At 33.1% G+C, this 3,435-nt stretch carries 4 protein-coding genes; all 4 read left to right on the forward strand.

The window, feature by feature from the left end; translation table 11 throughout:
• The first annotated feature begins 112 nt into the window (after positions 1-112).
• Positions 113-1,129, forward strand: a complete 1,017-nt coding sequence (locus tag NC99_RS06255; protein ID WP_053181026.1) for a virulence RhuM family protein — start codon at positions 113-115, stop codon at positions 1,127-1,129.
• A gap of 141 nt (positions 1,130-1,270) precedes the next feature.
• On the forward strand, positions 1,271-1,798 hold the full coding sequence (locus NC99_RS06260) for a DUF3592 domain-containing protein (RefSeq protein ID WP_053181028.1): 528 nt from the start codon (positions 1,271-1,273) through the stop codon (positions 1,796-1,798).
• 958 nt (positions 1,799-2,756) lie between these two features.
• Entirely contained in the window at positions 2,757-2,993 is a 237-nt protein-coding gene (locus tag NC99_RS06265; protein WP_053181031.1) for a hypothetical protein, read from the forward strand.
• Positions 2,975-3,286: a type II toxin-antitoxin system RelE/ParE family toxin gene (locus tag NC99_RS06270; RefSeq protein WP_053181034.1), complete on the forward strand. Its 312-nt coding sequence runs from the start codon at positions 2,975-2,977 to the stop codon at positions 3,284-3,286. The genes NC99_RS06265 and NC99_RS06270 overlap by 19 nt, the downstream gene beginning before the upstream one ends.
• The last annotated feature ends 149 nt before the right edge of the window (positions 3,287-3,435 follow it).

Below are 3,435 nucleotides of genomic sequence, written 5' to 3' on the forward strand. Positions count from 1 at the left end.
TAAAATACTAGAACGTTATGGGCAAGGCAAAATTGGCACATCTCAGATGTCGAAAAACTACATTTCAATTGAAAAGTAGTACTTTTACGTAGATTGATTTTTAAAATTTGATATGAAAAAGCTTTCGATAAAAGATGAATTGACCGATTTCTTACTTTACTCTGCACCAGATGGAAATGTAAAAGTAGAAGTTATTTTAAACGAAGAAACAGTTTGGCTATCTCAAAAATCTATAGCACAATTATTTGGAGTGCAAGTACCTGCAATTAGTAAACATTTAAAAAATATATTTGAAACAGGAGAGCTTGATGAAAATTCAGTTATTTCCATTTTGGAAACAACTGCTGCAGACAATAAGACATATCAAGTTAAATACTTCAATCTCGATGCTATAATTTCTGTAGGTTATAGAGTAAATTCAAGACAGGCAACTAAATTTAGAATATGGGCAACTAATACTCTTAAAGAGTACATCATCAAAGGTTTTGTGATGGATGATGAACGATTAAAAAATGGTCGTTACTTTGGTAAAGATTATTTCAAAGAGTTATTAGAGAGAGTTAGGTCAATTCGAGCAAGTGAGCGAAGAATTTATCAACAGATTACAGATATATTCGCAGAATGTAGCATTGACTATGATCCAAAATCTGAAATAACTCAGAAATTTTACGCAACAGTTCAGAATAAATTTCATTTTGCAATTCACGGACATACCGCAGCAGAAATAATTTATGATAATGCAGATGCTGACAAAGAGTTTATGGGATTAAAAACTTGGAAAAATTCACCTGATGGAAGGATTTTAAAATCAGACACTAATATCGCAAAAAACTATTTAACAGAACCTCAAATAAAAAGTTTAGAGCGCACAATAAGTAGCTACTTTGATTATATTGAGCGGATTATTGAAAATAGGAACGCATTTACAATGGAGCAATTCTCTGAGAGCGTAAATAAATTTCTTGATTTTAACGAGTATAAAGTGCTTGAAGGGAAAGGACAGATTTCTGCGAAACAGGCAGAGCAAAAAGCATTTTCGGAATATGATCGATTTAATAAGACACAAAAAATTGAATCTGATTTCGATAGAGCAATAAAAATGCTAGGAAAGAAAAATAAGAAAAACTAAAAAAGCCCAGCCCATAACATTTTGTATATTCCATAGGGGTTTCAGCGATTTTCGGGCGTTCCAGCTCTTATCAAATTAAAGCGTAACGGTCGACAGTGACGCTCTCCGAAATCCCCTACGTAACATACAATTTACCGTTAGGTGCAAGCTAAAAAAACCAATAATATAAACGACATGACTAATGAATTTATTAATATTCTGGATTTTGCAATGGTCTTAAAAATTCTTATTGCTGTTGCAGGAGTTGTAATTTTTATTCTAAGTCTACGCGCTATAATTCGAGCAAAATCATCAAAGTCTTGGAACACAACGAGTGGAGAGATTATAGAATCCAAATTTATTGAATTTGGTTCCTCTGGCGATTCTGAAAGAATTTATGGTGCAAAAATAAAGTATAAGTACGTAGTTCAAGGGACTGAGTATATGTCCCGACGAATATATTTTGGTAGCTCATTACTGAGTAATTTCAAACGTTGGAATGGTTTAAGATATGCAAGAAAGTTCCCGAAAGGAGAAAAAGTGACTGTGTACTTTAATAGACTAAATAGCAAAGTGAGTGTTTTAGAACCTGGGATTCGGTCGGAAATAATTTTCACATCTGCGATTGGAATCATAGTCTTCCTCTTTGGCTGTTATCTTCTGACTAACCCTTCTGGATTATTTACTTAATAAATGATTAAAGCCAGCACCTAACATATTGTAATATGGCAGGCGGGGGTCGTCTCGGTTTGACAAGTCAAACCAGTGTTGCCACCTCCTTGCGGGTCTGACAGGATTTCTTCCAGAAATCCCGCCCGACCACATACAAGTGACCGTTGGGCGCTATATCCTTTTGCATAATAGGTAAGCTTTTTGTTGGCTTAAAAAACAAAAAAAATTAAAGTTTCCAACGCACTTTATCGATTTGATTATTTAGTTGGGTTGTGAATTGATTTATGATTTTGAATGTAAGTGAGGATTTGAATTGCCAGACGCTCAAATTATTTAAAAATAGAATCTTCTGATATTGCCAACAAAAAATAAAATTAGCTTTTAAAATAGTCCAACGCGCTAACTTATTAATAGGATAACTTATTAATAAGACAACATATTAATTGATACGAAAATATTGCATTAGAAGATTACCTATAGAGCACTTTTTTACAGATTACTGTGGTTAAGTAGATTAATGTTAACAGAAAATGAATTATAAAGCATCTTCATTATTTAGATTATTAATCGTTTAGTATTCTGATATTTTGAAATAATAAATTATAAAAGGCCAACGCACATTGATTTTAAATAAGAAACAAAGTGTTAACCGAAATTTTATAGCAATAAAGAAAAGCTAATTTTATTTACAGCATGGATTGATACGAATAAATACAGCGCCCAACACGCCATCATAATACATTGCGCGTGAGGTTATTGAGGTTGGTTGGATTAGGAGATTTGGCAAAGATAATTAACTTTGTGGAAGAACGAAAAAGCGCAACGTATCATATGGCCAATCCGTTATGGCTAATTGAAAAAATTCGCTGCAAATTCCTAAATTCAATTCAAAATCAAATGATTTTATGATTTTGGGATTTTCTAAAACCGATTGGATTACGACAAAAAATAAGTATTTTTGGGTAAACGATTTGTGATGAGTACAGTTGAATTAAGACATATAATAACAGAACATCTTTCTCACATTGATGATGCATCTTTTCTGAAAGCTATCAAGACAATTATTGAATCAAAAGTTTCTGAGGGAGAATATAAATTAAGCGATTTTCAGAAAAAAAGAATTGATTCTGCAAGGAATGAATTAAAACAAAAAAAGACTATCTCACACAACGAGTTACAAAAAGAGATTGACCAATGGCTAAATACAAAATAGAATGGTCAACTGACGCAAAATCTGACTTATTCGACATTCTCGATTTCTATATCCAGAGAAATAAAAGTGCAACATACAGCAAAAAATTAAACACTGAGATTGATAAAAGCATCAAATTGATTTCTCGTAATCCTCTAATTGGGACAAAGACTGATTACGACACTGTTAGAGCACTAATTACCGGAGATTATCAAATTATCTATGAAATCTTTGATCAGTTACTTTTGATTATTATGATTTGGGATTGCCGACGAGATCCTGATGATAAAAGGATTGGGAAAAGAATAAAATAACAACTAGCCATAACATTTTATAAATTCCATGGCGGTTTCAGTGGTATGCGAGCAGCGGATTCCCGCTCAATCTCTCGTCCGTACCCGGACAGAGATTCACACGCAATCCGCCACGTAACTTATAATTTTCCGTTGAACTAAACCCCGCT

The organism is Sunxiuqinia dokdonensis (genome assembly GCF_001270965.1).
Lineage (GTDB): Bacteria > Bacteroidota > Bacteroidia > Bacteroidales > Prolixibacteraceae > Sunxiuqinia > Sunxiuqinia dokdonensis.

Excerpts from the sequence above, each read along its gene's own strand:
- NC99_RS06265 (WP_053181031.1), top strand. The coding sequence starts at position 2,757 with ATGAGTACAGTTGAATTAAGACATATAATAACAGAACATCTTTCTCAC.
- NC99_RS06255 (WP_053181026.1), top strand. The coding sequence starts at position 113 with ATGAAAAAGCTTTCGATAAAAGATGAATTGACCGATTTCTTACTTTAC.
- NC99_RS06270 (WP_053181034.1), top strand. The coding sequence starts at position 2,975 with ATGGCTAAATACAAAATAGAATGGTCAACTGACGCAAAATCTGACTTA.